This window comes from Arthrobacter sp. Y3224198, from assembly GCF_059090025.1.
On the sequence record NZ_JBNHFG010000022.1, the window covers coordinates 33,126 to 48,160 of the forward strand.

Sequence of the window (15,035 nt, forward strand, 5' to 3'; positions counted from 1 at the left end):
CCATGGACCAGCTGCTTGCCCACCGGCCGCCGTCATGAGGGACGTGATTGTGGTCGGAGCCGGCCCTACTGGAACGTTCCTCGCCCGTGAACTGGCCCTGCAGGGTGTTGATGTGCTGCTCCTGGACCGAAGCGATGCACCCACCTCCGTTGTCCGCGCCGGCGGCCTGCATGCCCGCAGCCTGGAAATCCTGGACCAGCGCGGGCTGCTCGGGCCATATCTGGAGCAGGGCCGGAAATATCCGCTGGGCGGTTTCTTTGCGGGGATTGCCAGGGAGGCACCCGAGGATCTGGACACCACCCATCCCTACGTCCTTGCGCTTCCGCAACCCGTGACGGAACGGCTGCTCACCGAGCAGGCACTGGGGGCCGGCGTCGAACTCCGCCGCGGCGTCCAGGTGGTTGGCCTCGCACAGGACGACGCCGGGGCCACGGTGTCATTGGACGGCGGGGAGCCGCTTCGCTCCGGATACGTCGTGGGCTGCGACGGCGGACGCAGTACCGTGCGGAAACTGGCCGGGATCGGTTTCCCGGGGGAACCCAGCCGTCAGGACCGGCTGCTGGGCGAGGTGCTGCTCACCGCCCCCGAGGACACGGTGATGGAAACCGTGAACCGCGTACGCGAGGTGCACAAGGACTTTGGCGCAGTTCCGCTGGGGGAAGGGCTCTTCAGCGTGGTGGTTCCGGCCGAGGGTGTGGACCGGGCAGCCCCGCCTACCCTGGAAGAACTGAGCCGGCAGCTGCAGGAATTTGCAGGGACCGACTTCGGTGCACACTCTCCGCGCTGGATCTCCCGGTTCGGTGATGCGACCCGGCTGGCCGAGCGATACCGGGACGGGAGGGTGCTGCTGGCCGGCGACGCCGCGCATGTCCACCCTCCCTTCGGCGGACAGGGGCTGAACCTCGGCCTGCAGGAGGCCTTCAACCTCGGCTGGAAGCTGGCTGCCGAGGCGAACGGCTGGGCGCCTGCAGGCCTGCTGGACACTTACGACGCCGAACGGCGGCCGGTGGCGGCGGGGGTCCTGGAAAACACCCGGGCCCAATCCGAACTGACCTGCACCGAGCCGGGACCCCAGGCGGTACGGCGGCTGTTGGCGGAGCTGATGGAGTTTCCGGAAGTCAACCGGCACGTCATCGAAAAAATCACTGCCACCGCGGTCCGGTATGACCTTGGGGACGGTCCCGGCATCTTGGGCCGCAGGTTGCCCGACACGCCGCTGCGGGAGGGCAGGCTCTACGACAGGATGGCCGGCGGCCGCGGCGTGCTCTGGGATCCGACGGGCACGCTCAGCGTCCAAGGGTGGACGGACCGCGTGGACCGCCTCGATGATCCCGCACTGCCTCCGGGCCTGCCGTCCCTGCTGCTGCGGCCGGACGGCCACGTCGCCTGGCTGGGGGAGGACCAAGCGGACCTCCTGCCGGCGGTGGCGCGCTGGTTCGGCCGTGCCCGCTGAACAACCGTGCTGACCGCACCTTGGAAAGGAATCCGATGAACGTATCCTCTTTCGCAGTCTCGTTGAACGTGCCCGATCCGGAGGCCTCCGCAGAATTCTTCACGGGAAAGCTCGGGTATGCGGTGGAAATGCGCGATGACGGCTTCATCTCGCTGCGCCACCCCGACGGCGGATCCAATGTCATCTTCCTGCGCACCGGCCTGCCCACCTTCAAGCCGGCGGAAGCGGCAGGCCGGGCACGGGAAGGGCTGCTGCTGGTCCACGTGGTCGAGAACCTCGACGAAATCCACGACGGCCTCCTGGCCGGCGGTGCAGACGTAGTCGCGCCGCCCGAAACGGAACCCTGGGGTGAACGGTACGCCCAGTACCGGGATCCGAACGGCCTCATTATCCAATTGGTCCAATGGATGGACAGCCATGAGTGACGATGCGCGGCGGGAGCTCGCCCGTGAGGAGCTTTTGCATCTGGAACGCAGGCTTGCCCTCGAGGGCGCACCGGCCTACGAGGAACTGCTGCACCGTGATGCGCTGGTGGTGGTGCCCGGAGCGGTCCTGAACAAGGACGAGTGCATCGCCGCCATCGCGGCTTCTCCGCCCTGGGACCGCATCGGGATGGAACCGTTCTGGCACTTCGAAACCGGTGACACGGCCAGCATCGCCTACCGGTTCACGGGAAGCCGCGGCTCCGATGAGTATCAGGCCGTCATGCTGTCCGGCTACCTGCTGGAGAACGGGCTGCCCCGGCTTATCCACCATCAGCAAACGCATGAGCCGGGCTGACCGTCTCGGACCCGGTGCCTTCCTCCGGATGCGCACGGGGTCTTTGGGACGCAAGTGACTATTTATCCACTACTTGCAGCCTCTACGGTTGTGAAGACCAAAACGCGGTGTAAGCCTCTGCCGCATGCATACTAAACGTCTCACCCACACCTTTCTTGCTACATCCGTTTGCAGCCTGACGGCAGGGTTCGCCCTGGCAGGCTCTCTGGCCACCGCCCCGTCCGCCGCCGCGCTCCAACCGGCTGCGTCGGGCCAGGTCAGCACTGCCGTTTCCGCGGAGAACGGCAGGCTTCTGTCCCTCAACGGCCCCACGCCGACGTGCATGCCCACACCGACACCGACAGACGACAGCCCTACCCCTGCGCCGACAGACGACAGCCCTACCCCTGCGCCGACGGACGACAGTCCCACCCCTACCCCTGCGCCGACGCCCACGCCCACGGACGACAGTCCGACGCCGACGCCGACGCCGACGTCGACGCCTACGCCCACGGATTCCAGCCCGTCGCCGACGCCCACCGATTCCCAGCCTTCGCCGCCGCCTCCCACGGATCCCGCCCCGACCGAGCCGGAGCCGAGCCCCACGGCAACCGAGCCGGCACCGAGCCCGACAGCGACCGAGCCGGTACCGAGCCCGACGGCAACCGAGCCGACCCTGCCATCGAGCATCACCGATCCGGGTCCGAGCCCGACGTCGGTGGATCCCACCCTGACGGTCAGCAGGGCACTGGCAGTCACGCCTCCGTGCATGCAGGCCGGTGATTCACCCCGGCCCGCCGGATCCGGCCTGGCCAGAACCGGGGCAAGCGGCGCAATGATGAGCCTCTTTGCCGCGGGGGCCCTACTGATTGCCGGCGCGTTGAGCGTCTTTATCGTGCGGCGCCGCGCTATCCGGGAATAGGCGTCCAACACACCTACCGGCTCCTTCACGCACCGGCCCCCACCCCGGATATCCCGGGGGAGGGGGCCGGTGCCGTTGAGGGGCGGTGGAACCATATGATTTGGGCTCATTAGACAATTTCGCCGCGGTCGGTCAACCAGTGCCGTTGGAGGCCCGCAACGGGTAGGCTAATACAGCAGGTAAGGCAGAAACAGTCATCGGAACCGGGTCAGCCAGGAAATCTTGGCTGATCAGTTTTCTTTTTGGGGAGGAAAGTGCACATGGCGGGCGAGCAGTACAGCGCCGAACGAACGGGCGACCGACGGGAACCCACCTCGGAAGACACCACATCCATCAGTCTTCCGCCGATCTCCGACGCCACTACGGTGGAGCCCAAGCTCACGCAGGATGAGCGCGCGGCTGTCGCGGCACTTCCGGCAGGTTCAGCCCTGCTTATTGCCCACACCGGACCCAATGCCGGTGCACGTTTCCTGCTCGACCAGGACGTCACCACCGCCGGCCGGCACCCCAACGCGGACGTTTTCCTGGATGACGTCACTGTTTCCCGCAAGCACGTCGAATTCCGCCGCACCCCCGAGGGCTTCCGTGTGGTGGATTCCATGAGCCTGAACGGGACATACGTCAACAATGACCGCGTGGACAGCGTCCTGCTGCGCACCGGCAGCGAGGTGCAGATCGGCAAATTCCGCCTGACTTTCTACGCTGCCCGGCCCGCATCTGCCCGGAACCAGGCGCCGGCACAGGCATAGGGCAGATAAGGTAGTAGACATGTCAGCATCACAGTCCGTCAGGCGCACCACGGGACCGGAACGGCTGCGCGGCAGGGTGCTGAACATCGGCGAGGTGCTCGGCGAGCTCAGCGGGGATTTCCCCGCCATCAGCGCGTCCAAAATCCGTTTCCTGGAGGAAAAGGGATTGGTGACCCCGCAGCGCACGGCGGCCGGCTACCGGAAGTACAGCTCCGCCGATGTGGAACGCCTGCGCTTTGTGCTCGCCCTCCAGCGCGACCAGTACCTGCCGCTGAAAGTCATCAAGGACTACCTCGACGCCATTGACCGCGGCGAGCGGCCGGAATCCCTCCCCGGGGGAATGTCCCTTGCGCCCCGGGTGGTTTCCGAGCAGCTTGCCGGGGAGCTCTCGGCGCGGGCCCACGCCCGCACGCTTACCTTCGGCGAACTGGTTCAGGAATCCGGCGCCAGTGCGGACCTTGTGCGCAGCCTCGCCAGCTACGGGCTGATCAGCGCCGGTGAAGAGAACTACGACGAACACGCGCTCAAGGTGGCCAAGGCGTGTGCGCAGCTCGAGGCGCACGGCATTGAACCGCGGCATCTGCGCCCCTTCCGCGCCGCCGCCGATCGTGAACTCGGGTTGGTGGAGCGCGTGGTGGCACCGGTTGCTTCCCGGCGCGACGTCGCGTCCAAGGCCCGGGCGGCGGAGACCGCCCGCGAAATCAGCGATCTGTGCCTGAGCCTGCACAGCGCCCTGGTGCACGGGCAGATCGCGCGGATGGAGGCCTGAGATGCAGGAAGTCGAAGTGGTAGGCGTGCGGATCGAACTGCCGTCCAACCAGCCGCTGGTGCTGCTCAAGGAAATCGACGGCGAGCGTCACCTGCCTATCTGGATCGGTGCGCCGGAAGCCAGCGCCATTGCGTTCGTGCAGCAGGGTATTGTCCCGCCGCGCCCGATGACCCATGACCTGATGGTCAATCTGATCCATGCTCTCAAGCGCGAGGTCACCCTGGTCCGGCTTATTTCGGTGGAGGACACCGTCTTCCATGCCGAAATAGTCTTCGAGGACGGCACAGCCGTGAACTCACGGGCCTCCGATGCCATTGCCGTGGCCCTGCGTATTCCGTGCCCCATCTACTGCGCCGACGAAGTGCTAGACGAAGCCGGCGTGCGCATTGCGGACGCAGAGGATGACAGCGAGGAAGAGCAGGACAACGCCGAGCAGGAAATGCGGCAGTTCCGCGAATTCCTGGCCGACGTCGAGCCTGAGGACTTCGAGCGGTAGCAGCCCGCCCGTCCCGCCGCAGCCGACACGGTGCGGAAAATTGTCCGGCGTCTTTGACCTTGGTGCGCTCCGGTTCTAACGTCGAAGCATAGAGTTCCCATTGCACCGGGGGAGTTCTCGGGGGACACTGAATCAGCCCCGAAAACTCCGGCCAGTGCCGACCCCCAGGGGAACCGTTATTAGGAGGCACACGTGAGTCCGAAAGGCGATGCCGGCCAGCATGCCGCTGCACCCGGGAGCATCCCTTCCCAGAGTGCCCAGGGCTTGCTGTTCACCGAGGACCTGCCGCTTCTCGACGTAGATGCAGGCTACCGCGGTCCCACGGCTTGCAAGGCAGCCGGGATCACGTACCGCCAGCTGGATTACTGGGCCCGCACCGGCCTCGTCGAGCCCGCCGTGCGCGGTGCTGCCGGCTCCGGCACCCAGCGTCTCTACAGCTTCCGTGACATCCTGGTCCTCAAGGTCGTCAAACGCCTCCTGGACACGGGAGTGTCCCTTCAGCAGATCCGCACCGCAGTGGAGCACCTGCGCGAACGCGGCGTCGAAGACCTGGCCCAGATCACCCTGATGAGCGACGGCGCCAGTGTGTACGAATGCACGTCAGCCGATGAAGTCATTGACCTCGTCCAGGGCGGACAGGGTGTCTTCGGCATCGCCGTCGGCCGGGTCTGGCGGGAAGTCGAAGGCAGCCTTGCCCAGCTTCCGAGTGAGCACGTGAACGACCACGACTTTCCCGGCGACGAACTGAGCCAGCGGCGTATCGCCCGCAAGATCAGCTAGCTGCGCCGCCCGCGTCCCGTATAGGGGCGCCAGAGGACACCGTTCCTGATACGCAGAAGGCCACCCCGCGGGGTGGCCTTCTGCGTATCAGGGGATTGACGGTGTCAGCCCACCGGCCGGCGCATCACACGGTTGCGGACGCTGCCGGTATCCATGAGGTTCTTCATCAGGGCGTCGAAGGTGCCGGCAGCCTGCTTGGCTGACTCACCGGGCCAATGGTGCACGGAGTGTGCGGCACCCTGGATCTGCTGCCAGTTGGCCTGCTCGGCGATGGTGGGGTTGAGCAGGAGGTCACCGAACATCTGCTTCATTTCGGCGAGCCGGAAAACGTGTTCGTTGGAGCTGGGACGCACCCGGTTGGCGATGATCCCCGCCGGGGCGAGGTTCGGTGCAAATTCTTCGCGGAAGAGTTCCAGGGCCCGCATGGTCCGCTCGGTACCGGCAACAGAGAAGAGACCGGGCTCGGCGACCAGCAGCACCCGGTTGCTGGCGGTCCACGCCATCCGGGTAAGGCCGTTCAGGGACGGCGGGCAGTCAATCAGGACAAGCCCGTAGCCGGTGACGCGCGAAAGCAGGTTGGTCAGGCGGCGCAGATCCCGCTTGCCAAGGTCCGGGCGGTCGTAGATGCCCGAATAGGCGGACCCCATTGCAACATCCAGGACCGGCCGCTTGCCGCCGTCCTTGGCCAGGCGGCGGGCGTTCTCCACCCAGCCGCTGGGAACCACGTTGTCGGTGAGCTGGACCCGGCGGGGACTGCGGAGCATCTCGCCGATTCCGAGCTGGTTCCCTGCGCTGACGCCCAGGCCGGTTGTCGCATCAGCGTGCGGGTCCAGGTCCACGACGAGTGTCGGAATGCCTGCGGCCAGCGCGGCGGATGCCAGACCCAGGGTGACGGAGGTCTTGCCTACGCCGCCCTTCAGGCTGCTGATGCTCACTACTTGCACTTGTTGAACCAAAACCTAACGTGTCTAGGAATCACTGGAGGCTGCAAACTCATTCTATGTGACGGACGCCGGTTACCTTGGCATCAGGGTTTTGCAGGGGTGGCGCTTACACTGGTGCCACACTGTGATGTCCAACACGGCAATGTCCGGCAGGGCCGCCACAGCGCTCCGCCCACAGCGGGGACAGAAGCGGCTGCTCCGTCAACCGGCGCAGGTTAAAATCCCGATAGAGGCGGCACTGTCCAGGTGCCGCCGCCCGCAACAGACGCAGGAGACCCATGTTCTCGAAGATACTGGTGGCCAACCGCGGCGAAATCGCCATTCGCGCCTTCCGCGCCGCGTATGAACTCGGCGCCAAGACCGTTGCTGTGTTTCCCCATGAGGACCGCAATTCGATTCACCGGCAGAAAGCCGACGAGGCGTATCTGATCGGTGAGGAAGGGCATCCGGTGCGGGCCTACCTGGATGTGGATGAAATCATCCGGGTTGCCAAGGAATCCGGCTGCGACGCCATCTACCCGGGCTACGGTTTCCTGTCCGAAAACGCCAACCTCGCCCGCGCCGCCGCCGACGCCGGGATCACCTTTGTGGGCCCCGCCGCGGACATCCTGGAACTGGCGGGCCACAAGGTCCACGCCCTGAATGCGGCCAGGGAAGCCGGGATCCCCGTCCTGCGCTCCACCGAACCCAGCGCCGATGCCGAGAAGCTCATCAGCGAGGCGGAAGACATCGGCTTCCCCATCTTCGTCAAGGCCGTTGCCGGCGGCGGCGGACGCGGCATGCGCCGCGTGGACACTGCCGACAAGCTGCCCGAGGCCCTGCAGGCAGCCATGCGCGAGGCCGACACCGCCTTCGGCGATCCCACGGTGTTCCTGGAGCAGGCCGTGCTGCGTCCCCGCCACATCGAGGTGCAGATCCTCGCCGACGGCGAAGGCAACATTGTCCACCTCTTCGAGCGGGATTGCTCCCTGCAGCGCCGGCACCAGAAGGTGGTGGAGATCGCCCCGGCGCCCAACCTGGACGAGAACATCCGCCAGGCCCTGTACCGTGACGCGGTGAAGTTCGCCAAGGCGCTGAAATACGTCAACGCGGGCACCGTGGAGTTCCTCGTGGACACGGTGGGCGAGCGCGCCGGCCAGCACGTCTTTATCGAGATGAATCCCCGCGTGCAGGTGGAGCACACAGTCACGGAGGAAATCACCGACGTGGACATCGTGCAGTCCCAGCTGCGCATTGCCGCAGGGGAAACCCTGGCTGACTTGGGCCTGCAGCAGGACGAACTCCAGATCCGCGGCGCCGCCCTGCAGTGCCGCATCACCACTGAAGACCCGGCCAACGGATTCCGGCCGGACGTGGGACGGATCACCGCGTACCGCTCGGCCGGCGGCGCAGGTGTACGGCTGGACGGCGGCACGGTGTACGCCGGCGCCGAGATCAGCCCGCACTTCGATTCCATGCTGGTCAAGCTCACCTGCCGCGGCCGGACCTACCCGATTGCCGTCAACCGGGCCCGCCGAGCACTGGCCGAATTCCGCATTCGCGGTGTGGCCACCAACATCTCGTTCCTGCAGGCCGTGCTGGACGATCCCGACTTTGTAGCCGGCGACGTCGCCACCTCCTTCATCGAGGAGCGCCCCGAACTGCTCAACGCCCGTGGTTCCGCCGACCGGGGCACGAAGCTGCTGAACTGGCTGGCCGATGTCACCGTCAACAAGCCGCACGGCGAACCGGTTGCACAGATCGATCCGGCAGAGAAGCTTCCCGCCGACCTGCCCGAGCCCGCTTCCGGATCCCGGCAGCGGCTCCTGGAACTCGGGCCGGAGGGCTTCGCCGCGGACCTGCGCCGCCGCACCGCCCTGGCTGTCACCGACACCACCTTCCGCGACGCCCACCAGTCGCTGCTGGCCACGCGCGTGCGGACCCGCGACCTCGTTGCCGCCGCTCCTGCCGTTGCCGCACTGACCCCCGAGCTGCTCTCCGTGGAAGCCTGGGGCGGAGCCACCTACGACGTGGCACTGCGTTTCCTGGGCGAAGACCCCTGGGAGCGGCTGGCCGCACTGCGGCGTGCCCTGCCCAACATCTGCATCCAGATGCTGCTGCGTGGCCGGAACACGGTGGGCTACACGCCGTACCCCACCGAGGTCACTGAGGCGTTCGTGGAGGAAGCCACTGCCACCGGGGTGGACATCTTCCGGATCTTTGATGCCCTGAATGACGTCTCACAGATGGAACCCGCCATCCGGGCGGTGCGCAAGACCGGCACAGCCGTTGCGGAGGTGGCGCTCTGCTACACCGCCGACATGCTCAATCCCGAGGAAACGCTCTACACCCTGGATTACTACCTGGACCTGGCCCAGCGGATGGTCGACGCCGGAGCGCACATCCTGGCAATTAAGGACATGGCCGGGCTGCTGCGTCCCGCTGCCGCGGCCAAGCTCGTGACCGCGCTGCGCGAACGGTTCGACCTGCCGGTGCACCTGCACACGCACGACACCGCCGGCGGCCAGCTGGCCACGCTGCTGGCCGCAGCGGACGCCGGAGTGGATGCCGTAGACGTTGCCAGCGCCCCGCTCGCCGGCACCACCAGCCAGCCGTCCATGTCCTCCCTGGTTGCCTCGCTGACCAACACCGAACGCGACACCGGAATCAGCCTGGACAACGTGGGGGCGCTCGAGCCCTACTGGGAGGCCGTGCGGCGGGTGTACGCCCCGTTCGAATCCGGGCTGGCCGGTCCCACGGGGCGCGTCTACCGGCATGAGATCCCGGGCGGGCAGCTCTCCAACCTGCGCCAGCAGGCCATCGCCCTGGGGCTGGGGGAACGCTTTGAAGCCATCGAGGACATGTACACCGCCGCAGACCGGATCCTGGGCCGCCTGGTGAAGGTCACGCCGTCGTCGAAGGTCGTGGGCGACCTTGCCCTGCAGCTGGTGGGTTCCAACGTCTCGCCGGAGGACTTCGAAGAAAACCCGCAGAACTACGACATTCCGGACTCGGTGATCGGCTTCCTCAGCGGTGAGCTCGGCGACCCGCCCGGGGGCTGGCCCGAACCGTTCCGCACCAAGGCACTGCAGGGGCGCAAGATCAAGTCCCGCGACGTGGAGCTGACCGAGGTGGACAAGGCCGGCCTGCGCGCAGATTCGGTCACCCGCCAGGAAACCCTGAACCGGCTGCTCTTCGCCGGTCCGGCCAAGGAATTCGCCACCGTGCGCGAAACCTACGGCGATGTCTCGGTACTGGAAACCCGGGACTACCTCTACGGGCTGCGCCGCGGCGAGGAACACGTCATCGAGCTCGAAAAGGGCGTGCGGCTGATCGCTGCACTGGATGCCGTCTCCGAGCCCGACGAAAAGGGCATGCGCACGGTCATGACCACCCTGAACGGGCAGATGCGGCCGGTCCCGGTCCGGGACCGCAGCATCGAAAGCTCCACCAAAACGGCTGAGCGGGCTGATCCGGCCGAACCGGGCCAGGTTGCCGCCCCGTTTGCCGGGGCGGTCACCGTCACCGCCAAGCAGGGTGCAGAGGTCGCGGCCGGGGAAACCGTCGCGACCATCGAAGCCATGAAGATGGAAGCCTCCATCACGGCGCCGGTGGCCGGGACCGTGGAGCGGGTGGCCATTTCCGCCGTGGAGCAGGTCCAGGGTGGAGACCTGTTGCTGGTGATCACACCGAAGTAGGGGCATCCGGGAATGAACCGGCGGGCCGGGACTGCATAGACTGGACAATGTGACCCACTACGATCTCGCCATCATCGGTTCAGGCTCCGGCAACTCGCTGATCACCCCGGATTGGGATGACAAGCGGGTGGCCGTGATCGACGGCGGAACGTTCGGTGGAACGTGCCTGAACGTCGGCTGCATTCCCACCAAGATGTTCGTATATCCCGCCCAGCTTGCCGCCGCAGCCGCCGACGGCGCGCGGCTGGGCGTGGATGCTTCGGTAACCGGTGTGCGCTGGCGCGATATCCGGGACCGGATCTTCACCCGCATCGATGCCATCTCCGAGGGCGGGCGCCGCTACCGCGACGAGGAGCTGGAGAACGTAACGCTCTACAGCGAAAACGTCCGGTTCACGTCGCCGCACGCCTTGGTCACAGCGTCGGGGGAGAAGATCACGGCCGACAAGATAGTAGTGGCCGCCGGATCCCGGCCCGTGCTGCCGGACGTCCCGGGGATGGACCTGCCGCAGGTGCATACCTCGGACACGGTCATGCGCGTAGACGATCTCCCGTCCCGGATACTGATCATCGGCGGAGGCTACATAGCGGCCGAGTTCGGGTTCGTTTTCTCGGCCTTTGGTTCCACGGTCACCATGGCCGTCCGCTCGGACGCGCTGCTGCGCTCCCTGGACGCGACCGTGTCCGAACGGTTCACCGCCGAGGCGGCCAAGCAGTGGGACCTGCAGCTGAACACCACAGTGGACTCGCTGAAGGAAAACGCGGACGGCTCCGTGCACGCGGTGCTCAGCGGGCCGTCCGGTACCCGGGAACTCGACGTTGACCTGGTCCTTGCCGCCACCGGACGCACCCCCAACACGGACCGGCTCGGCGTGGACGCAGCAGGCTTTGACGTCCGGCAGGACGGACGGCTGGCCGTGGACGAGTACGGCCGCGTGCTGTCAGGCGGCGAACCCGTCCCCGGTGTCTGGGCCCTGGGAGATGTCAGCAGCCCCTACCAGCTCAAGCACGTGGCCAACCACGAGGCCCGGGTGGTGGCCCACAACCTGGTGCACGCCGGGGACCTGCGTGCCATGGACCATGCGCTCGTGCCGGCGGCGGTCTTCAGCAGCCCGCAGATTGCCAGCGTGGGGATGACCGAAGAGCAGGCATGTGCCGATACCGCAGCACGCGGGGTGGAACTCGCCCTTGCCGTGCAGGAATACGGTTCGACGGCGTACGGCTGGGCCATGGAGGATTCCACCGGTTTCGTCAAGCTCCTGGCCGAGAAGGACACCGGGCGGCTGCTCGGCGCCCACATCATGGGCCATGAAGCGTCCATGCTGATCCAGCCGCTGGTCCAGGCCATGGAGTTCGGCCTGGACGCAGCCACCATGGCCCGGGGACAGTACTGGATCCATCCGGCCCTGACGGAAGTGGTCGAGAACGCGCTGCTCTCCCTGCAGACAAAGGAAAAGCCGGGCAGGAACCGCCTGTAGTCCAGGGGTTCCCGCCCGGCGTCCGGGCCGCGGGGATCAGACGCGCTGCCCGCTGTAGATATCGTCGATGACGTCGGAGAAGTCGCGCAGCACCTGGGCGCGCTTGATCTTCAGTGACGGGGTCAGATGGCCGCTGGACTCGGTGAAGTCCGTGGGCACTACGCGGAACACCTTGATGGCCTCGGCCTGGGAGACCTTCTTGTTGGCCCGGTCAACCACTGCCTGGAGCTCGGACTGCAGCTCGTGGGTCTTGGCCACCTCCGTTACCGTCATGCCGGCCGGCAGCTTGTGCCGTTCCAGCCAGCCCGGCAGCGCTTCCTCGTCCACGGTGATGAGCGCGGAAATGAAGGGTTTGGCGTCGCCGACCACCACGCACTGGGACACAATCGCATCCGCGCGGATCGAGTCTTCCAGCTGCGAGGGAACCACGTTCTTGCCGCCGGCGGTGACAATGATTTCCTTCTTGCGGCCGGTGATCTTCAGGAAGCCGTCTGCATCCAGCTCACCGATGTCGCCGGTGTGGAACCAGCCATCCGTGAAGGTTTCCGCCATCAGTTCCGGGCGCTTGTAGTAGCCCTTCATAACGCTGATGCCCTTGGCGAGGATCTCGCCGTCGTCGGCGATCTTGACGCTGTTGCCCGGCAGCGGGGCACCCACGGTGCCGAGCTTGACCAGCTGCGGGGTGTTGGTGGTCAACGGGGCGGTGGTTTCCGTCAGGCCGTAGCCTTCGAGCACCAGCAGGCCGATGCCGTGGAAGAAGTGGCCGAGCCGTTCGCCCAGCGGAGCGCCGCCGGAGACCGCGTACTGCACGCGCCCGCCCATGGCCTCGCGGATCTTGCCGTACAGCAGCCGGTCAAACAGGGCATGCTTCAGCTTCAGGCCCAGCGACACCTTGCCGTCCTGCTTGGCACGGGACCATGCGACGGCGGTGGCCACGCCGGCGTGGAAGATCTTGCCCTTGCCGCCGTCTTCCGCCTTCAGCATGGAGGCGTTGAAGACCTTCTCCAGCACGCGGGGGACCACCAGGATGAAGGTGGGTTTGAAGCTCTGCAGGTCGGGAAGAAGGTTCTTCACATCCGGGGTGTGCGCAACGGTGGCGCCGGTGGCCACGCTGAGCACCGAAATGAACCGGGCAAGCACGTGGGCCAGCGGCAGGAACATGATGGTCTGGGATCCCTCGCGGGCCACTTCCGGCTCAGCCAGCTCCGAGTTCTTGGACAGGTTCACGAAGTTGGCGTGCGTCAGTTCGCAGCCCTTCGGCTTCCCCGTGGTGCCGGAGGTGTAAATGATGGTGGCGAGGTCGTCCATGGTCGCCGTGGCCCGGCGCGCCTCGAGATCTTCGTCACTGACGGATGCTCCGCCGCTGCGCAGCGCATCAAGTCCGCCGCCGTCGATCTGCCACACATTGGCCACGGCGGAGAGATCCTCATCAGCCGCCGCCTGCCGGACAATGTTCTCGTGCCGGGCGGCCTCCACCACAATGCCCACGGCACCGGAATCGCTGAGGATCCAGGCGACCTGGGAGGGGGAGGACGTCTCGTAGACCGGAACCGAAACGGCACCGGCGAACCACAGCGCGAAGTCAACCAGTGTCCATTCGTACCGCGTCCGGGACATGATGCCCACGCGGTCTCCGGCCTTTACTCCCGCGGCCATAAAGCCCTTGGCCAGCGTGCGGACGTCCTTGGTGAACTCGGTGGCGGTGATCCGCTGCCACTCACCCTGGCTGTCCCGGACCGCAAAGAGCGCCGGGTTGCTCGGTTTGGCAGCCTGCTCAAGCAGCATGTTGGTGATGTTTGTCTGCGGCGGAAATTCCGCTAGGACGGGAACGCTGAATTCTCGCACGATAGCTCCTTTGATATCCGGTAGGCCCGTAGGCTCTGTCAGCCTATAACGTAGATCACACTTCTGTACCCGCCGGTAACCTTGCGGATAGATAACGTTTGTGCAACCCCCCTTGCAGTTTCCCTAGAATAGGTTTCTGATGCGTTCCGATACCCCAGCACCTGTTCCCCGTCCCGCCTCCCAGGCCCAGCGCCGGTTCGCCGCGGCCGAACCTTTCCGGACCCGCCGGCCCATGCGCCTTCCCAACCGGATGCGGCGGCGCGGCCTGGCCATCGGCATCGACATCGGCGGCACGAAGGTCGCCGGGGGACTGGTGGACGGCGACGGGCGGGTCCTGAAGCAGGCACGCCGGCTCACCCCGGGGCACGACCCCCGCGAGGTCGAGGCGGTCATCGTCGATTTGGTGCAGGAACTCTCCGCAGACCACCATGTCTGGTCCGTCGGCATAGGTGCCGCCGGATGGATGGATCTGGCCGGGAGCACCGTACTGTTCAGCCCGCACCTGGCCTGGCGCAACGAGCCCCTGCGGGAGAACCTCGAGCGGCTGCTGCGCCGCCGGGTCTTCCTGGTCAACGACGCCGACGGCGCCGCGTGGGCGGAATACCGGTTCGGCGCCGGTGCGGGGGAAAGCAGGATGGTCTGTGTGACCCTGGGTACCGGGATCGGCGGCGCCATGGTCATGGACGGGCGCCTGGAGCGCGGGCGCTTCGGTGTGGCCGGCGAATTCGGACACCAGATCATCATGCCCGGCGGTCACCGCTGCGAATGCGGCAACCGCGGCTGCTGGGAACAGTATGCCTCCGGCAATGCGCTTGGCCGGGAAGCGCGTGAACTGGCTGCCGCCAACTCTCCGGTGGCCCAGGAAATCCTCCGGGCGGTGGACGGACGGGCGGATGCCGTCACCGGTGCCGTGGTGACCCGGCTGGCGCTGGAGGGGGACCCGGCGTCCATTGAACTGCTGGACGAGGTGGGGCAGTGGCTTGGCCTGGGACTGGCCAACCTTGCCGCTGCGCTCGACCCGGGGATGTTCGTGATCGGCGGCGGCCTCAGCGACGCCGGCGACCTGATGCTGGAACCGGCGCGCCGGTCCTTTGCCCGGAACCTGACCGGCCGGGGATTCCGGCCGGCGGCCAGGATGGAGCGCGCGGCCCTGGGACCTGCGGC

The 15,035-nt window shown here is 66.7% G+C and carries 13 protein-coding genes; 10 read left to right on the forward strand and 3 right to left on the reverse strand.

The window, feature by feature from the left end; all coding sequences use genetic code 11:
- The first annotated feature begins 34 nt into the window (after positions 1-34).
- The 3 genes from AC5RUF_RS12180 to AC5RUF_RS12190 are packed head-to-tail and all read left to right on the forward strand — an operon-like array spanning position 35 to position 2,233.
- Complete coding sequence (locus AC5RUF_RS12180) at positions 35-1,453, forward strand: FAD-dependent oxidoreductase (RefSeq protein WP_494130746.1); 1,419 nt, start codon at positions 35-37, stop codon at positions 1,451-1,453.
- Between the two features lie 35 nt (positions 1,454-1,488).
- The gene (locus tag AC5RUF_RS12185) at positions 1,489-1,878 is read left to right on the forward strand and encodes a VOC family protein (protein WP_494130747.1); all 390 of its coding nucleotides are present in this window, start codon (positions 1,489-1,491) and stop codon (positions 1,876-1,878) included.
- Complete coding sequence (locus AC5RUF_RS12190; RefSeq protein WP_494130748.1) at positions 1,871-2,233, forward strand: hypothetical protein; 363 nt, start codon at positions 1,871-1,873, stop codon at positions 2,231-2,233. The genes AC5RUF_RS12185 and AC5RUF_RS12190 overlap by 8 nt, the downstream gene beginning before the upstream one ends.
- 69 nt (positions 2,234-2,302) lie before the next feature.
- On the opposite strand, the gene AC5RUF_RS12195 is transcribed toward AC5RUF_RS12190, so the two are convergent.
- Positions 2,303-3,145 (reverse strand): hypothetical protein, encoded by an 843-nt coding sequence (locus AC5RUF_RS12195; RefSeq protein ID WP_494130749.1) that lies wholly within the window; start codon positions 3,143-3,145, stop codon positions 2,303-2,305.
- Positions 3,146-3,394: 249 nt separating this feature from the next.
- On the opposite strand from AC5RUF_RS12195, the gene AC5RUF_RS12200 reads away from it, so the two are divergent.
- The 4 genes from AC5RUF_RS12200 to AC5RUF_RS12215 all read left to right on the forward strand — a co-directional run bounded on the left by AC5RUF_RS12200 (position 3,395) and on the right by AC5RUF_RS12215 (position 5,928).
- Positions 3,395-3,883, forward strand: coding sequence for an FHA domain-containing protein (locus AC5RUF_RS12200; protein ID WP_493998750.1), 489 nt, complete (start codon positions 3,395-3,397; stop codon positions 3,881-3,883).
- A gap of 19 nt (positions 3,884-3,902) precedes the next feature.
- Positions 3,903-4,652, forward strand: a complete 750-nt coding sequence (gene ftsR / locus AC5RUF_RS12205) for a transcriptional regulator FtsR (RefSeq protein ID WP_494130750.1) — start codon at positions 3,903-3,905, stop codon at positions 4,650-4,652.
- Position 4,653: 1 nt separating this feature from the next.
- Complete coding sequence (locus AC5RUF_RS12210) at positions 4,654-5,148, forward strand: bifunctional nuclease family protein (RefSeq protein ID WP_493997791.1); 495 nt, start codon at positions 4,654-4,656, stop codon at positions 5,146-5,148.
- A gap of 192 nt (positions 5,149-5,340) precedes the next feature.
- On the forward strand, positions 5,341-5,928 hold the full coding sequence (locus tag AC5RUF_RS12215) for a MerR family transcriptional regulator (RefSeq protein ID WP_493997792.1): 588 nt from the start codon (positions 5,341-5,343) through the stop codon (positions 5,926-5,928).
- A gap of 104 nt (positions 5,929-6,032) precedes the next feature.
- On the opposite strand, the gene AC5RUF_RS12220 is transcribed toward AC5RUF_RS12215, so the two are convergent.
- Complete coding sequence (locus AC5RUF_RS12220; protein ID WP_493997793.1) at positions 6,033-6,872, reverse strand: ParA family protein; 840 nt, start codon at positions 6,870-6,872, stop codon at positions 6,033-6,035.
- Between the two features lie 278 nt (positions 6,873-7,150).
- Here AC5RUF_RS12220 and AC5RUF_RS12225 point away from each other — a divergent pair, with 278 nt between their 5' ends.
- Positions 7,151-10,549 carry a pyruvate carboxylase gene (locus tag AC5RUF_RS12225; RefSeq protein WP_494130751.1) on the forward strand — a complete coding sequence of 1,133 codons (3,399 nt, stop codon included), beginning with the start codon at positions 7,151-7,153 and terminating at the stop codon, positions 10,547-10,549.
- A gap of 49 nt (positions 10,550-10,598) precedes the next feature.
- Complete coding sequence (locus AC5RUF_RS12230; RefSeq protein WP_494130752.1) at positions 10,599-12,026, forward strand: mycothione reductase; 1,428 nt, start codon at positions 10,599-10,601, stop codon at positions 12,024-12,026.
- Between the two features lie 36 nt (positions 12,027-12,062).
- On the opposite strand, the gene AC5RUF_RS12235 is transcribed toward AC5RUF_RS12230, so the two are convergent.
- Positions 12,063-13,871 carry an AMP-dependent synthetase/ligase gene (locus tag AC5RUF_RS12235; protein ID WP_494130753.1) on the reverse strand — a complete coding sequence of 603 codons (1,809 nt, stop codon included), beginning with the start codon at positions 13,869-13,871 and terminating at the stop codon, positions 12,063-12,065.
- A 232-nt stretch (positions 13,872-14,103) separates the two neighbouring features.
- Between AC5RUF_RS12235 and AC5RUF_RS12240 the strand changes: the two genes are divergently transcribed.
- Positions 14,104-15,035: ROK family protein (locus tag AC5RUF_RS12240; protein ID WP_494130755.1), on the forward strand; the 932-nt coding region annotated here is incomplete at its 3' end.